We start from the raw sequence: 13,932 nt of genomic DNA on the forward strand, positions 1-13,932 counted from the left end.
TTCAAGGTTTAGTGTCCATTGTAAGGCAACCAAATCATATAGCAATCCGATTTGATTCCTGAATTACTCATAGAGATTAGGGACTGGGGACTGGGGACTCTTAAGAAGGAATAAAGGTGTACTGAGTTTTTTCAAAAATCAAATATGAGTCCTATAGGAGAATATTATTTGTTTGCCCGTAGGTTTTGATAGGGGACATCCAAGAATTAAATTACTCAATTCCTGCATCCAACACCAGTATCCAATTTCTTCTCCCCCTGCCTCCCCTGCTCCCCCTGCTCAAGAACAGCTTACCTAAACGATTGATTATTTTTTTATTTGGAAGTCCCTAGTGCTTTGGGCGCTAGAACTCTGATAAATAATCGGCAAAGTATATCCAAAATGTGAACAAATTTGCAACAGCTTCTTTATAAACCCCTCTTAGAAATCATCCCAATCTTCAATGCTAGAAGACATCACATAACTGGTGACACTCGCCTCAAAGAAGTTTGCCTTCGTGTGACCTTCTTTCTTAGTATCTGAGAAACGCTCCAAGTGAGCATAGGGGCTTTTCTTGTAGATAGCTTCTGTCCATAATGGCTCTAAACCGATCGCCTTCAAGCGAGCTGCCAAATATTTTGTGTAGTGTTCTGTACTGTTTGCCGTAATCCCAAGAATATCATCTCCAACAATATGTCCTGTCCACTTGCATTCATGCTCGACGGCTAGAGCAAACATTTTGTAGATTTGTTCGCGGCTGTGGGGGAAAACTTGCATCGCTTCTGGAATCAATTTTTGATACAGCTGCACATGGGAAAGTTCATCTCGGTTAATCATTCTAAAGATATCGGCACTCCCAGACATGAGCATTCGTGATGACAGATTGTAGAAAAATATAAACCCGTTGTAGAAATATAACCCTTCCAACAAGTAATCTGCTAACAGCGATACAAAATAATTCTCTGGTGTCGGGTTATCGACATACTTTTGGTATAATCCGGCGATGAATTTGCATCGTTCTTTGAGAATGCGATCGCTCCGCCAAAAATCATAGACATGTGTACGGCGATCGCCATTATGTTTTCTCCATTTGTAAAAACCCTGGGAAGAGATCCAAAGCCATCGGTGCATTATGATAAAGCAAGCAACGATAAATTTTCATCTTCATAAAATAACTTGATCGCGTTAAAATTCTAACGTAGCAAATTTTCAACTTGTAATGTCGAACAGTTTCCAACGCGAAGCCAAATAACTTTAGGTGGGTTCCCAAATACTAAGCTCAGGTCGTGCATATCTGCATCTTTTGAGACAATCATCAAATTATTGTCTTTTGCATAATCCCAAACTATTGGGTCGATCGTTTTTCATGCCCAAATCTCGAACATGAAGCGAATTTGGGAAAAGATCACTCAAATGGCTTGGTAACTTAGGTGACAAGTTTTCATCAAAAAGTAATTTCATGCAGATAATGGAGCTGTCATAAACCGACGCTCACGGTCAGCAGCATAAGCAATGCAAGCTTTTAAATCTTCTCGTGTCAGCTCGGGAAAATCGTCGAGAATTTCTGCTTCGGTCATCTCGGAAGCCAAATACTCAAGCACTTCATAAACCGTAATTCGCAAGCCGCGTACACAAGGCTTACCACCGCGTTTATTTGGTTCGATCGTAATGTAGTTTCGGTAGTTCATAGTTGAAATTATCGACATTATATTCTCGACCGAGGCACAATCTTAGATTATACCTTGGTCATGTTTAAACATAGCAAAAGTTCAAAGAGTGGTGATTGCCACCATCCTAAGACTAAGCGACTTAACGCTTCATCCAGATCGGTAGTTCAGCTTGCACAAGCAACACATTGCTCGTTCGATTCTTTGAAACTATCTTTCTGCACAGTACGAATGTAGTAGATTGCTTTACAACCCAATTTCCAAGCCAGCATTAGGGTTTCAAAAATATCAACAGCTGTGAGAGAACGCTCTGGTTCGTCAGGGAAATAAACTCCAGCGTTGAGATTAAACAGTAGTTCCATTGAAATTTCTGTATCAATCCATTGTTGGATTGTGGCGGTCGCCCGCACCACTTTTTTCTGATCCAGTGTCTTATTTTCGACATAAAACCATAAATTATCCCGAATGTAAGGCGGTGCGATCGGTACTGAACCCTTGGCCCACTTTTCATAAAAGAATTTGCTGTAAACGGGTAAAACACTGGCTGTACAACCTTGAACTAGAGATGAAGAAGTATTGGGTGCTACGCTCATAATGTGTGAATTGCGAATACCATGTTATTTGATATCCTGACTCAATTTTGCGAAGCGTTCTGGTTGACTTGCGTGTTGCAAAAACCATTCCACAGGTTTTGCTCCTATTAAATGTCCCTTGCTCCATTCACTACCCGCAAAAGCAGGATACACGCCTCGTTCCTTAGCAAGGGACATTGATGCAGATGTGCTTCTAGAGCAATAGAATTTACTGAAAGTCCGCAACAAGCCCAATTAACTACTGTGCGAATTTTATTAATTTCTAACGGTGTTGTCGAACCATCGCGACGAACAACATAGATATCCGTTGTGTAGTTCTCAAAAAGTGTGGATGAAGCTTGCATACAAGATGGGGTGATGAATTGTAGAAAAATAATTGCAAAAATGGAAAAGAATTGTTAAATAGGTTTGGCAATGTAAAAAATTGTCAGCGCTATATCATCAAACGCTGGCAACCCTAAAAAGTTTGTTGGGTTGAAAAATTTCTAGAATAATTGCCCAATAAAAATTTAGAGCAAGCTTTGGTAAAGAATGAGATTTGCCCCGATTAATGACGAATGCCAGTATAGATCGACCATTGATTTTTATGCAAGCAAATCACAGTTGTGTTAGTATTCAGATGAATCTCGGTTCTAGTGGGGAACAGCCGCTAGAGGAAACGGGGAAAGTCTGGTGTAAATCCGGCGCTGTCCCGCAGCTGTAATCAAGGCTAGGCTTGCCTTGTAAGTCAGAATGCCCGCCGAAGTTGACTTGTAAATTTTGTACATCTGCGAGGCACAGATAAGTATCTTTATGAAAATTTCTACAACTACTCAGCTTTACGTTCTCATAGCCCCACATATCAAGACGCTACAGATTACGGCTTTCTATGAGAGGGTAGGCAGTTAATTTCCAGTACAAATTGTGTCTTGAGATGGAGCGATCGCTACTCCCTATGAGAGTATCGCTTGCAAATAGTCACAACAACAAAAAAACGCTGTATTAACTAACAGATGGAAGTTGTTCAAAACAGGTAAAAAATGGCGTGTATGACGTACATAGTTCTGTTTCACCACTGAACAAATACTTTCCCAATCACGTATAAAAATTGCTAAGTTACTAAATTAATACTTCAGTTAATTATCATGCCGAAATTCTATCTTCACCGAACTGGGAAGATTCTTACTGCTATTCATCCCTTTGTCAAACAAACGGCTCTCCCTCAAGATAAACACAAGCCCAGTCTACTTCAAGGGAAAATTCTTCAAGATGTTCAAAACATTGCAATGTCGATGTATCGGATGATTTATATTGCGATTGCCTCCGTCGGGCAGTTACGCCATCGCTCGTTTGATTCGGGACGAGCAGCAATGAGTAAACCGTTAGATCGACTCAAATAGGTGTACAGGAGCGTTCAAAAAAATGTCAACTTTATTATATTCTGTAATTGGTTTTCTTCTGCTTTTAGTAATTGGAATTGCGGCTTATTTCCTAACTGCCCGCAAGTATCAATCCTCATCCACAGTCGCCAATTCCTACGATCAATGGACTCTTGACGGCATCGTCGAGTTTTATTGGGGGGAACACATTCACCTTGGTCACTACGGTTCGCCGCCACGACGAAAGGATTTTCTGGCTGCTAAATCTGACTTTGTACATGAAATGGTTAAATGGGGTGGAATAGAAAAATTACCTTCTGGTACTACCGTCTTAGATGTTGGCTGTGGTATTGGCGGCAGCAGCCGGATTTTAGCGCGAGATTATGGGTTTGCTGTCACAGGGATTACGATCAGCCCACAGCAGGTGAAACGCGCCCAGGAGTTAACACCCCTTGGGCTAAACGTCCAGTTTGCGGTTGATGATGCAATGGCATTGTCATTTCCAGATGCCAGTTTTGATGTAGTCTGGTCAATCGAAGCAGGCCCTCACATGCCAGATAAAACCGTTTTTGCTAGAGAATTAATGCGGGTGCTAAAGCCTGGTGGAGTGTTGGTTGTAGCTGACTGGAATCAGAGGGATGACCGTCAAAAGCCCCTAAATTTTTGGGAGAAACCAGTAATGCGGCAACTTCTCGATCAGTGGTCTCATCCAGCTTTTTCCAGTATTGAAGGCTTTTCCGAGCTTTTGGCGGGGACAGAATTAGTTGAGGGAGAGGTAATTACGGCAGACTGGACGCAAGAAACGCTTCCTTCTTGGTTAGATTCGATTTGGCAAGGGATAGCTCGACCAGAGGGATTGGTGCGTTTTGGGCTGTCTGGTTTTGTCAAGTCTGTGCGCGAGGTACCGACGCTTTTACTGATGCGTTTGGCGTTTGGTGCTCTTCTATGCCGATTTGGAATGTTCCGCGCTGTACGGGGGAACGGGAGTACAGAATTGATCGATAGAAATTTTGCTAAGGGAACTCTCTCAAACTTGGTTAGGTAGCGATGCCTGCCTTGATGTTTCCGGCACAGTTGATGCAGAGCCGTCGCTATTGCCAGCCGCGCTTGGTGTTGCTGGGGGATGCTGCCCACTGCTGTCATCCCGTGGGTGGTCAGGGGCTAAATATGGGTATTCGTGATGCGGCTGCCCTAGCCCAAGTGCTGCAAACTGCACAACAACAGAGACAACACCTGGGCTCTCTGATGGTGCTAAAACGCTACGATCGCTGGCGGCGTTATGAAAACTGGGTCATGTTAGCCTTTACCGATATCCTCAACCGCAGCTTTTCTAACCACTGGCTACCAATGGTGACGGCGGCTTGCTTGTGCTGATCTAGTATTGCTTACTAAGAGCGATCGCGTTGATTTCCCAACGCAAGTTAGGGTACAGGATTGGCTCAAACAGAACTTGTCCCCTGGTGTAAATGTCATTCCTTGTCAGGACGGTAAAATCAGTGGCGATTTGTTACTTGGTTTCAACGCTGCGGTAGAAGATAACTTAGATAGTCGCCCCAGTCACCAGGACAACGAAGCCGAACACGAACATGATCAAGGGATTAATGCAGTGCGTGATATTCAAAATCCGAAATTGTCAGCAAGAGATTGGGATAGACCTCAATATCTCGCACATAGCCTTTGCCGAGAAGTCTTGGCACTTGACAAATAAATTCATCAGGCTCTGGATTTTGCAAGCTGTTCATTTCAGCTTCTGCCCAAAGTTCCCAATTCTCTTTCTGCGTGAGGGTAATGGTCATAGCTGGCGATTAATCGTATTGTTAATAATATTTATTATCAAGAATTTTACAATAATTTCGAGAATTGGAATATTTATCAAAATTGTTACCAACTAAATTTGCACACAGACAGCAACTATGGTAATGTGACACATAGAATGTCGGTTCTGATGGGGAGCAGCCATCAGATGCAAAGGGGAAAGTTCGGTGTAAATCCGGCACTGTCCCGCAGCTGTAATGAGACGAAGAAAACGTGTCTCAAAGTCAGAATGCCCGCCGACTCACTCTAGACCCGAAACACTTATCTGCGAGGTACAGATGATACGTATAATTAATAAATTTCATGGGTACAAGTATCGATTTAAGTCAGTACCCTCTGCAAGTTTTACTACTTCGCTTCGCTGTTAGTCACGACGCTCAATTTGGGGTTGTCCTATAAGAATTTGGGTATCCATAAGCAATACCGTAGAGTCTTTTTTGCTATCCAAATAGTATCCACCTTTAGGTATGGCAATGCATTGCAGCAAGCTAGTTAAAGCCTAAATCTTAAAAACTCAATAGCACAAATAAATAGCTGTCTTTACTGAAAACGAGGAGTTTCATGTCCACTTCCCGTATAGTTACTTGTTGTGAATTTTTCTCAAAAATCTTCGTTTTTACCGCAATCTATGGGATGGTATGTGGAGGAAATGTAGCGATTGCTAATCAAGTTCCACAAATATCTGAGTTTCCCAAGTATGAAGGTACTGCCAAAGACCTACAACCAGTTGCACAAGTAACACCTGAAAATACTCCAGCATCCACAGAAGAACCCCCTATTGAACTGACAATCATCGACAAGCTACTCAATGAACCTGTTTACTCACCTTTTCGCCGCCAGGGGACAGTGAAAGATTCCACCCGTCCGGTTTACGTGATTACAGGTGAAGAAATAGAAGCGCAGGGAGCTAAAACTGTCAGAGAAGCACTAAAATTCCTTCCAGGTATCTTGCCTGATGGTACTGTTGGCACAGAAGTAAACACCTTAAGCGGTCAATTTATCCGAGGTTCTAACTCTGCACAAGTCTTGATTTTGCTTGATGGTAGACCAATTAATGAACTTGGTTTTGGTGGTTTTGACCTTTCAGAATTTACTACCAATATCGTTGAAAGAATCGAAGTATTACCTGGTGGTAGGTTCTACCCTTTATGATTCTGATGCAATTGGAGGGGTGATTAATATTATTACTCGTCGTCCTACAGAAAAAGTGACAACGCAAGCGGGAGTTACTTTTGGCGCATATGGGTTAAATCAGCAGACTATCAACAGTAGCGGAAAAATAGGAGATATTGGTTGGGTTGTAGGTTACAACCGTACCGAAGCTGAAAATAATTATCCTTTTTCTATCCCAGAGGCGAACTTCGAGGGAACCAGGGAAAATAATGATGTTCTCTACAACAACTTTAATGTTAAGTTAGAGGCAAATTTAGGAAAGCGCGATACTCTAACCCTCTCAACCCTATACTTAGGTAAAGACCAAGGAGTACCAGGAGGAGTATCCGTTCCTGGCTATTTTAACTCGTTGACGGATAGCGATCGCAAATACACAGACCAAGTTCTCACTGATTTAATCTGGAACTCAAAATTAGGAGGTGGGAATGATTCACTGCTAACAGCAAGAGTTTATGCAGATTTCATCAACACTCGTTATGATAGTCGCAACTCATCCCAAGCACGATATGATAACGGGCAAACTTCTTACGGATTGCAAACACAACACAGTTGGAAATTTGCTAATAATCAAACCCTAGTTTATGGCTTTGATTAGCGTAATATATCAGCTACTAACAGTACATTCGACTTTTCTATTAATACAAAAACAGTCACTTACGACGATAGTATTAGTCAAGGAGCAATATTTGCTAGATATGAAATTAGTTTTAACCCTAATTTCACTGCCAACTTAGGCTTACGTCAGGATTTTAGCAGCTTGACAAATGGCTCTTTTACGTCACCAAGTCTAGGAGCAAAATTTTCACTTACAAACTCTACTACCCTTAGAGCTAATTATATCAAAAATTTCCGTGCGCCGAATCTTTTCAACTTATATGCAAATGCTGCTACTTACGTTGGAAATCCTAATCTTCGTCCCGAAAAAGGTGATAGTTATAATATTGGAATTGACCAAAAATTAGGCGAGTTTGGTTTGTTACGCTTGACCTATTTCAATAACACAATATCGGATTTAATCGCCTATAACAATGCTGTTCCGGTAGCTACTTATGAAAATATTGGTAAGGTTCCACTACGGGAATCGAAGCAGTTTTAAATTTGCAGCTAGCGAAGAATATCTATGCTTTTGTTAGTTATACAGCAAATGATCCGCGGATTTTGAAAAGTACAAATTCTGCCGAAGTTGATAAAGAATTACGGTTTGCCGGTGCAGATAGTTTAAATGCAGGACTTTCTTATGAAACTCGTCAAGGTTTATATGCTGGAATACTGATGCATTCTTTGGGAGCATATCCCACAAACAATACTAATACAGAATTTTTGTCTGGTTATACTACTTTTGATTTCAAAATGCGAGTTAATCTCAGTGATAACTTAATATTAACAGGCAGTCTGGATAATATCTTTAACCAGAGATACCAATTATTTCCTGGTTATCCTGATGGGGGGAGGGTTTTTCAAATTGGGTTGAATTCTACGTTTTGAGGGAAAGAGTTTTTTTGACGCAGAGGAGAGTTTTTAATGACTGAATTTAATTGTTGGGTAACTCCAGTAAATGAGGTTGTGACAAAGGCTTTATCTACGGAGGGGTCTATTGAATATGAATATTTTGATTCTAGTACCGATGTTTTATCCTCACTACTTTACACTTTATTTCAGCAAAATTGGCAGCAGGTAGGGGTAGGGCATATTGTCCAAGGAGGTGTATTAGAATTAGAATTTAATGCTCCGCCCAAAATTTGTATCCTCTATGATGGATATCTCACAGTAGTCACTGAAGGCTGGCATTTGCACCTATGTATAGAGGCTAATTTAGGTGGCCCTCATTGTAAGACTCCTTTGGAATTAAGGCGGCAACGTCAAGTAAATCGTGCTGCATTTTATCGACGGTTTAATGCAGAAGGTATCCCTAGAAGTTGGGGAATCGATTTTTGGAATGGTGCAGATGAAAACCTCATAACTATTTTCTTGCCAAATCCGTATGTAGAAGGTGAGAATTTATTACCAGAAGGTAAGCCTAACTTGTCAAAGTTAGCTCTTTATGAGGAACTACGAGATATTTATGTATTGGGAAACAAACCAATACCGTTTACCAAAAATCCGTTGAGGCATTCTTATATCTCAGTTTGCACTTCTACTCGATGTCTTCCTTCACGCAAATGGCAACCCACATTTGATGCTTTAAAATCAGCAATTGAAAAAGCAGGTGTAGACATAGAAGTGAGAACATCTGGCTGTTTGGAAGTTTGCCAATTAGGGCCAGTTGTATTTTATTCTGATGATAGGACTTGGTACACTCGTGTTAACTCAAATGTAGCTGAAACTATTGTCAATGAACATTTGGTAAAAGGTAACAAAGTTATTGAACATTGCTATCCACCGAAGTCTGTTTAAATTAGAACTGTGGTTAAAAATCTTCATCTAATTCCCTGAGTACATCTGCCAAATCTCTTGCTCCATGAAATACCCGAAGAATCCCAACAGTAGCATCCTAAATCCGATAAAAAATCAGGTAATCATTAAAATCTTTGATGCGCCATTGCCTGATTTCGCCCAATTTAGATACAACCAACTGCGTCACCTTTCCTATACTGGGAGTTTTTGCCAACTGAGCAAACGTCATTTCTGCCACCAGAAGAAATTTCACCGCTACATCTGCATTTCCATTGACCAATATGTAATTTGCCTGCTGCCGCAAATCTTGCGTTGCTTGGTCTGTGACAACTAACTTATAGCTCATGCGTCGCTTTGTGTTGCTGTACCATTTTCATCTAAAACCGCAGAACGCAAATTTTGCCAATATTCTGGTGTTACTTCCTGAGTGTCCGAGTTAATACCTTCAAGTAAAAGCATTTCTAACTTCGCTTGCGCCTTACGTTTTTTGTCTTGCTGCACCAAGTCTAGAAAATACTCGCCGATGCTGTTGTAAGTACCTGTCATCAATTGTGCCTCGACATAAAGGCGCATCTCATCAGGTATATCAATATTGATATTCATTAGCTTTTAAGCTTACTACATCTACTATTTTAGCGTGCAAGCTTTCATTCAATCTACAAATGAACATTTGGTGAAAAGGAATAAAGTTATTGAACACCACTATCCACCGATAGACAAAAAATTAGATAATATGAATTTTGTTAAACTGCCTCATTCCAAAATTATTTTGTTGTGCCAGTTTTTTCTCATTGCGACTTTAGTAATTGCTTGCCATAGTACAGCAATTAACATCTCTACAAATACCAATCATAACGTCTGTATTCAAAAATATGACCCCAATACTGATTACTTCCCTAATAAAATCAAGATTACTCATGCAATAGGCTTCGCAGTAGAGTATCATAAACACTACAAAATCGTCACTATAAAAAATCCTTGGCAGAATGCAAACATAAAGTTCCAATATGTTTTAGTCCAATGTGGAACTCCTACACCAAAAGGATTTAATCAAGCACGGGTAATTACAGTTCCCATTAATTCCATAGTTTCTCTATCTACTACTCATTTACCCCACCTAGCCAAGTTAGGTGTAGTTGATAAACTGATTGGTATTAGTAATAGTAAGCAAGTAAATACACCTGATGTCGTAGAGAGAATTAAAGCCGGAAAGTTAGCACAAGTAGGTGATAATTCAAATGTGGATATAGAGAAAGTACTAGAATTAAATCCCGACTTGGTAACAACTTTTGGTACTGGAAATTCCCAAACTGATAGTTATGCCAAACTCACAGAGGCGGGTTTGAAAGTGGGGATAAATTCTGAATATATGGAAGACACGCCACTGGGGAGAAGCGAATGGTTAAAATTTACTGCTCTGTTTTTTAATAAAGACGAGCAAGCAGAAAAAATATTTCGTGAGATTGCCAATAGATATGAACAAGTAGCTCAAAAAGCTAAATCTGTAAAAAATCGTCCAACTGTATTCGTGGGATTCAATTTTAAAGGAACTTGGTTTATGCCTGGTGGGAATAGTTATGTGGCCAAATATCTTGCTGATGCTGGAGGTAACTATCTCTGGAGTGATGATAAATCTTCTGGTAGTCTACCTCTATCTTTTGAAGTTGTTTTGGAACGTGCAGCCAATGCTAACTACTGGTTGAATGTTAGCCAATCTTGGCAGAGTTTAAAGGATTTAGTCATAGAAGATAATCGCTATGCTGATTTTAAGGCTGTGAAAACAGGCAATCTTTACAATAATAATGCCCGTGTTAATGAAAGTGGAGGTAATGATTACTGGGAAGGTGGAATCAGTAATCCAGATATAGTTTTATCTGACTTGATTAAAATACTGCATCCAGATATATTACCTAATTATCGGTTGTTTTATTACCGCAAAATTATTTAATAATGTTAAACGAAAAATTTCAATTAAAAAAACCCTTATTAAATCCAAAACCTCCGGCTATAAAAATTATTATTTTCTCAAGTTTACTTACAGGTTTAATATTTGCCTTTTTATTAGACTTGGCTTTAGGTTCAGTTGATATTCCCCTGAATGAAGTAATAAAAATTTTGCTCGGACAAGAACCAGAAAAAGTTACCTGGACTCATATTATTCTCAAATTTCGCCTACCTAAAGCTTTAACTGCAACTTTAGCGGGTGCAGCTTTAGGTGTGAGTGGCTTACAAATGCAAACCCTATTTAAAAATCCCTTAGCTGGGCCATTTGTGTTGGGTATTAGTTCTGGTGCAAGTTTAGGTGTAGCATTAGTTGTGCTGACAGCAAGTGCTACGACACCAACATTATTAGCAGATTTGGGAATCATTAGTGATTTTGGTTTAGTCATAGCAGCAAGTCTCGGTGCTGCATCAGTTTTAGGGATGATGTTAGTTGTTTCTCGCCGAGTACAAGATACGATGACACTACTAATTTTAGGTTTATTGTTTGGTTATGCTACTAGTGCAATAGTAAGTATTTTGTTGCAATTTAGCTCAAAGGAACGCATTCAAAATTATATCATGTGGACTTTTGGTAGTTTTGCTGGGGTAACTTGGAAACAGTTAATTGTTTTAATTCCAGTGATACTTTTGAGTTTATTGGGAGCAGTCTTGCAATCAAAATCTTTGAATGCACTTTTACTTGGTGAATCTTATGCACGTAGTCTAGGTTTAACTGTGCAAAAAAGCAGATTTTCAATTATTACCAGCGCGTCTATATTAGCAGGAGCAATTACCGCTTTTTGCGGTCCCATTGCATTTTTAGGTGTAGCAATTCCCCATCTGTGTCGTAGTCTGTTCAATACTTCCGACCATCGGATATTAATTCCTAGTGTAACAATGATGGGTGCAATCTTAGCATTGTTTGCAGATTTATTTTCCCAACTTGCGGTAAGTCAGATGGTTTTACCTTTAAATGCTGTCACGGCTTTGATAGGAACTCCTGTTGTTACTTGGGTAATTCTACAGCGTAATTCCCAAAAGTCTTTTCCCTCATGAGCAAACTAAGCTTCTTTAAACCCAAAGGAACACGGAGTAATATCATATCCGCCAAATCTACCCATAATAAAAGAACCCCTCCCCGCAAGCGGGGAGGGGAGCTAAAGCGCAGCTTTTGCGGGGTGGGGTTCCGATTATTATGGTTAATTACCCGGACATCATATAAGTTATTATTTCGTTTTCACCTCACTCATGCGCGTTCCATTGGTTCAAATACAAGGCGTTGCATAAATTGCCAGATGATTTGAGAATTTGGGCTCACGATCGCACCCTCAATCACGTTGAAATTCGGAGATAGGACAGACCTGAATCTGTATTATGAATACATTAACTATTTTGCAAATCCTTAAGAAAGGAAGAAGAGAGAGGATTGTTGTATGAGATTTTTGGATGTTTTTTTATTTGGAAGTCCCTGACATCTGTAGCGATCGCCTTCTTCATCCTAATCCCCAAGTGCTTCTAGCCAAGTCTGCAAATCAGCCAAGCTGGTAAAATCTAGCAGTAAATATACAGTACCTAGACTAGCGTTTTCTGGTGGGAGAAAGACTCCATCAATTTCAAATTTTGGTTCTTTGACGGCTACACAATCAAATCGATAAGTATACGCATTAATTGGTGGATTTGTCAATAGTTCAAATAGTAAACTGGGGGATTGCTGGAATAGTTTGTAAAATATAGAGTCTCGACGCATAAAGGATTTTATTTATATTCGCAGTTCTAAAGGCGATCGCGTAATTGATAAATTTGGTTGCGTATATCAGGTGTGATGGTAGTTGAAAATGCGATCGCCTTGGCAAGCCAAAATATATCAAGTACTTTTGACTATATTACCAAACCCAAACCCTACGAGCTATCAGAACTGCTAGCTCGGATTCGGACATTACTGCAACGAGGCAGCACAGTATTAACTAAAGTACTCTGCTGGGGTCAGTTGCAGCTTGATCCGAATAATTGCGAAGTCATGTGTCAAGGCAAAGCCGTGCATCTCACGCCTAAAGAATACAAACTGCTGGAGCTATTTTTGCGACTGTCTGGCAAGGAGTTGAAGAGTTGGCCTCATTCCTTAGCGTACAATTTTCCCGTTTAGGCACAGTCTTGGCACTGACGGTAAATACTCGGTGTCATGCCGACGTGTCGCTTAAACGCATGGCAAAACTGACTCGGACTGGCATACCCCACGCGCTGGGCAACCTCTGCAATACTCAATTGGCGATTGCTCAACAATTGCTGGGCTTGTGCCATCCGACAGGTCTGCAAATAGCCAAACACCGTAGTACCAAACAGGTGTCGAAAACCTTGCTTGAGCTTGAAATCATTCAGTCCTACAAGTCTTGCTAGGTCAAGCAAAGTGGGAGGATGTTCTAGTTCTCGCTGAAGAATTGCCTTTGCTAGATGCAGTCTTTCGATATCTGTAGAGCGAAAAGTCAGGGTTGAAGAGGATGCTTTCTGCTTCTTTAGCAGTTGATCAAACTGCAACACCAGTAGTTCTAGTACCTTACTTTCCAGATACATCCGCTTGAACGCCCCTTGATAGGGACAGTTGAGTATCTGCTGGAGTGCCTGTTGCATGGCGGGTGTACTTTGATTGAGAGTTTGATGAAAGCTTTTTGCAGATTTACCCTCAATCAGCGACCGCAGTGGGGATGGGGCATTGTCCCAAGTCATCCCAAAAGACCGCAACCGCTCTAAATCTATACTAATTCCCACACTCTTGAGAGTTTGTTCTGCTGGGAAATACTCAATTGATCGCACTTCTTTGATGTAGCAAAGGCAGGTTTCACCAGTGGTTTCGGCTCGATCTTCTTCAAACTGAATGCCGGGGTTGATAATGCGGCGATCGCCTGCTAAATAGAAATTGGGGCGTTGCATAAATGCGGGATGAATCACTCAAATACAGGTATTTTGCTATACTTC

15 protein-coding genes, 4 pseudogenes and 2 riboswitches are annotated in these 13,932 nt (G+C 40.6%); of the genes and pseudogenes, 9 read left to right on the forward strand and 10 right to left on the reverse strand.

Annotated features, from left to right (window positions below; genetic code table 11):
- Positions 1-420 precede the first annotated feature (420 nt).
- The 6 genes from HWQ58_RS03705 to HWQ58_RS03730 form a co-directional block, all read right to left on the reverse strand.
- A complete protein-coding gene (locus tag HWQ58_RS03705) occupies positions 421-1,110 on the reverse strand; it encodes a ribonucleotide-diphosphate reductase subunit beta (RefSeq protein ID WP_292857909.1) in 690 nt (229 codons plus the stop codon).
- Between the two features lie 62 nt (positions 1,111-1,172).
- Positions 1,173-1,295, reverse strand: a complete 123-nt coding sequence (locus HWQ58_RS03710) for a DUF5615 family PIN-like protein (protein ID WP_292857912.1) — start codon at positions 1,293-1,295, stop codon at positions 1,173-1,175.
- 4 nt (positions 1,296-1,299) lie between these two features.
- Positions 1,300-1,440: a DUF5615 family PIN-like protein gene (locus HWQ58_RS03715; protein WP_292857915.1), complete on the reverse strand. Its 141-nt coding sequence runs from the start codon at positions 1,438-1,440 to the stop codon at positions 1,300-1,302.
- Positions 1,437-1,667 (reverse strand): DUF433 domain-containing protein, encoded by a 231-nt coding sequence (locus tag HWQ58_RS03720; protein ID WP_292857947.1) that lies wholly within the window; start codon positions 1,665-1,667, stop codon positions 1,437-1,439. The genes HWQ58_RS03715 and HWQ58_RS03720 overlap by 4 nt, the downstream gene beginning before the upstream one ends.
- 146 nt (positions 1,668-1,813) lie before the next feature.
- The gene (locus HWQ58_RS03725) at positions 1,814-2,239 is read right to left on the reverse strand and encodes a hypothetical protein (RefSeq protein ID WP_366837296.1); all 426 of its coding nucleotides are present in this window, start codon (positions 2,237-2,239) and stop codon (positions 1,814-1,816) included.
- Between the two features lie 107 nt (positions 2,240-2,346).
- Entirely contained in the window at positions 2,347-2,583 is a 237-nt protein-coding gene (locus HWQ58_RS03730) for a hypothetical protein (RefSeq protein WP_292857918.1), read from the reverse strand.
- Between the two features lie 266 nt (positions 2,584-2,849).
- Positions 2,850-2,998, forward strand: a riboswitch (cobalamin riboswitch).
- Positions 2,999-3,363: 365 nt separating this feature from the next.
- Between HWQ58_RS03730 and HWQ58_RS03735 the strand changes: the two genes are divergently transcribed.
- From HWQ58_RS03735 to HWQ58_RS03760, 6 genes and pseudogenes are all read left to right on the forward strand, one after another.
- Entirely contained in the window at positions 3,364-3,618 is a 255-nt protein-coding gene (locus tag HWQ58_RS03735; RefSeq protein WP_292857921.1) for a hypothetical protein, read from the forward strand.
- 22 nt (positions 3,619-3,640) lie between these two features.
- On the forward strand, positions 3,641-4,642 hold the full coding sequence (locus HWQ58_RS03740) for a methyltransferase domain-containing protein (protein ID WP_292857924.1): 1,002 nt from the start codon (positions 3,641-3,643) through the stop codon (positions 4,640-4,642).
- A 14-nt stretch (positions 4,643-4,656) separates the two neighbouring features.
- Positions 4,657-4,950, forward strand: a pseudogene (locus HWQ58_RS03745) (FAD-dependent monooxygenase); the annotation flags it as partial.
- Between the two features lie 28 nt (positions 4,951-4,978).
- Complete coding sequence (locus HWQ58_RS03750; protein WP_292857927.1) at positions 4,979-5,305, forward strand: hypothetical protein; 327 nt, start codon at positions 4,979-4,981, stop codon at positions 5,303-5,305.
- A gap of 212 nt (positions 5,306-5,517) precedes the next feature.
- Positions 5,518-5,668, forward strand: a riboswitch (cobalamin riboswitch).
- A gap of 377 nt (positions 5,669-6,045) precedes the next feature.
- Positions 6,046-8,070: pseudogene (locus tag HWQ58_RS03755) on the forward strand (TonB-dependent receptor).
- 36 nt (positions 8,071-8,106) lie between these two features.
- Positions 8,107-8,979, forward strand: a complete 873-nt coding sequence (locus HWQ58_RS03760) for a (2Fe-2S) ferredoxin domain-containing protein (protein ID WP_292857929.1) — start codon at positions 8,107-8,109, stop codon at positions 8,977-8,979.
- A 97-nt stretch (positions 8,980-9,076) separates the two neighbouring features.
- Here HWQ58_RS03760 and HWQ58_RS03765 read toward each other — a convergent pair whose 3' ends face one another.
- Positions 9,077-9,325, reverse strand: coding sequence for a type II toxin-antitoxin system RelE/ParE family toxin (locus tag HWQ58_RS03765; protein WP_292857931.1), 249 nt, complete (start codon positions 9,323-9,325; stop codon positions 9,077-9,079).
- Positions 9,322-9,582, reverse strand: coding sequence for a type II toxin-antitoxin system ParD family antitoxin (locus HWQ58_RS03770; protein ID WP_292857934.1), 261 nt, complete (start codon positions 9,580-9,582; stop codon positions 9,322-9,324). The genes HWQ58_RS03765 and HWQ58_RS03770 overlap by 4 nt, the downstream gene beginning before the upstream one ends.
- Before the next feature lie 130 nt (positions 9,583-9,712).
- Here HWQ58_RS03770 and HWQ58_RS03775 point away from each other — a divergent pair, with 130 nt between their 5' ends.
- Positions 9,713-10,927 carry an ABC transporter substrate-binding protein gene (locus HWQ58_RS03775; protein WP_292857950.1) on the forward strand — a complete coding sequence of 405 codons (1,215 nt, stop codon included), beginning with the start codon at positions 9,713-9,715 and terminating at the stop codon, positions 10,925-10,927.
- Between the two features lie 2 nt (positions 10,928-10,929).
- A complete protein-coding gene (locus tag HWQ58_RS03780; protein WP_292857937.1) occupies positions 10,930-12,018 on the forward strand; it encodes an iron ABC transporter permease in 1,089 nt (362 codons plus the stop codon).
- Positions 12,019-12,523: 505 nt separating this feature from the next.
- Here HWQ58_RS03780 and HWQ58_RS03785 read toward each other — a convergent pair.
- Positions 12,524-12,709, reverse strand: a pseudogene (locus tag HWQ58_RS03785) (DUF2887 domain-containing protein); the annotation flags it as partial.
- A gap of 129 nt (positions 12,710-12,838) precedes the next feature.
- Here HWQ58_RS03785 and HWQ58_RS03790 point away from each other — a divergent pair.
- Positions 12,839-13,045: pseudogene (locus HWQ58_RS03790) on the forward strand (hypothetical protein); the annotation flags it as partial.
- 56 nt (positions 13,046-13,101) lie between these two features.
- On the opposite strand, the gene HWQ58_RS03795 reads toward HWQ58_RS03790, so the two are convergent.
- Positions 13,102-13,887: an AraC family transcriptional regulator gene (locus tag HWQ58_RS03795; protein ID WP_292857940.1), complete on the reverse strand. Its 786-nt coding sequence runs from the start codon at positions 13,885-13,887 to the stop codon at positions 13,102-13,104.
- Between the last annotated feature and the right edge of the window lie 45 nt (positions 13,888-13,932).

Origin of the sequence: Nostoc sp. LPT (genome assembly GCF_017115165.1) — a bacterium.
GTDB lineage: Bacteria > Cyanobacteriota > Cyanobacteriia > Cyanobacteriales > Nostocaceae > Nostoc.

Excerpts from the sequence above, each read along its gene's own strand:
- HWQ58_RS03705 (WP_292857909.1), bottom strand. The coding sequence starts at position 1,110 with ATGCACCGATGGCTTTGGATCTCTTCCCAGGGTTTTTACAAATGGAGA.
- HWQ58_RS03775 (WP_292857950.1), top strand. The coding sequence starts at position 9,713 with ATGAATTTTGTTAAACTGCCTCATTCCAAAATTATTTTGTTGTGCCAG.
- HWQ58_RS03735 (WP_292857921.1), top strand. The coding sequence starts at position 3,364 with ATGCCGAAATTCTATCTTCACCGAACTGGGAAGATTCTTACTGCTATT.
- HWQ58_RS03730 (WP_292857918.1), bottom strand. The coding sequence starts at position 2,583 with ATGCAAGCTTCATCCACACTTTTTGAGAACTACACAACGGATATCTAT.
- HWQ58_RS03710 (WP_292857912.1), bottom strand. The coding sequence starts at position 1,295 with ATGATTGTCTCAAAAGATGCAGATATGCACGACCTGAGCTTAGTATTT.
- HWQ58_RS03765 (WP_292857931.1), bottom strand. The coding sequence starts at position 9,325 with ATGAGCTATAAGTTAGTTGTCACAGACCAAGCAACGCAAGATTTGCGG.
- HWQ58_RS03770 (WP_292857934.1), bottom strand. The coding sequence starts at position 9,582 with ATGAATATCAATATTGATATACCTGATGAGATGCGCCTTTATGTCGAG.
- HWQ58_RS03795 (WP_292857940.1), bottom strand. The coding sequence starts at position 13,887 with ATGCAACGCCCCAATTTCTATTTAGCAGGCGATCGCCGCATTATCAAC.
- HWQ58_RS03760 (WP_292857929.1), top strand. The coding sequence starts at position 8,107 with ATGACTGAATTTAATTGTTGGGTAACTCCAGTAAATGAGGTTGTGACA.
- HWQ58_RS03740 (WP_292857924.1), top strand. The coding sequence starts at position 3,641 with ATGTCAACTTTATTATATTCTGTAATTGGTTTTCTTCTGCTTTTAGTA.
- HWQ58_RS03725 (WP_366837296.1), bottom strand. The coding sequence starts at position 2,239 with ATGAGCGTAGCACCCAATACTTCTTCATCTCTAGTTCAAGGTTGTACA.
- HWQ58_RS03780 (WP_292857937.1), top strand. The coding sequence starts at position 10,930 with ATGTTAAACGAAAAATTTCAATTAAAAAAACCCTTATTAAATCCAAAA.
- HWQ58_RS03720 (WP_292857947.1), bottom strand. The coding sequence starts at position 1,667 with ATGAACTACCGAAACTACATTACGATCGAACCAAATAAACGCGGTGGT.
- HWQ58_RS03715 (WP_292857915.1), bottom strand. The coding sequence starts at position 1,440 with ATGAAATTACTTTTTGATGAAAACTTGTCACCTAAGTTACCAAGCCAT.